Below are 545 nucleotides of genomic sequence, written 5' to 3'. Positions count from 1 at the left end.
CACAGATGCGACATCGCTTTACCTAAGCTTGCGCCTTTGTGGGCTATGACATCTGGCATGTATGGGCCAGCAAACGTGTAAGTCAGGAACACGGCGGCCACAACCATTAGCGGAGGCCCTAATGCACGACGAGTCGCTTCAAGTAGCAATATCATGCCAACGACCGCAACCACAATATCGGCAGTGGTGGGCGCGCCGGAACGTCCTGCGAGTTCGGTGTAGAAAAGGTAGATATAGGCAGCCGAAAAGCTACCCGCTAACGCGAGAATCCAATCCACAAGAGGAATGTGATCACGCGGAGAGTTCTTCATTGCTGGATAAGCAGTGAAGGCCAAAAATATCGCGAAAGTGAGGTGAATCGCTCGCGCTTCAGTGTCATTCAGTACGCCAAAATTGAAAATAAATGGTAGCGGGGAGGCGTACCATAATTGAAATAGTGACCAACACAGAGGGACTAACCAAAGGATTCGTCCTTGCACTCCCGAAGGGTTACGTGCGCCCGTGTCTGCTTGAGCCACCATTTCTTGCACATCTTGAGACGGAGT

The 545-nt window shown here is 51.4% G+C and carries 1 pseudogene; it reads right to left on the bottom strand.

Going from position 1 to position 545, the window contains the following annotated elements:
* Positions 1-545 (bottom strand): annotated as a pseudogene (locus tag R7Q09_RS27780) (C4-dicarboxylate ABC transporter); the annotation flags it as partial.

The organism is Vibrio sp. 2130-1 (genome assembly GCF_033339515.1).
This window is presented reverse-complemented; position numbering and strand designations above follow the sequence as displayed.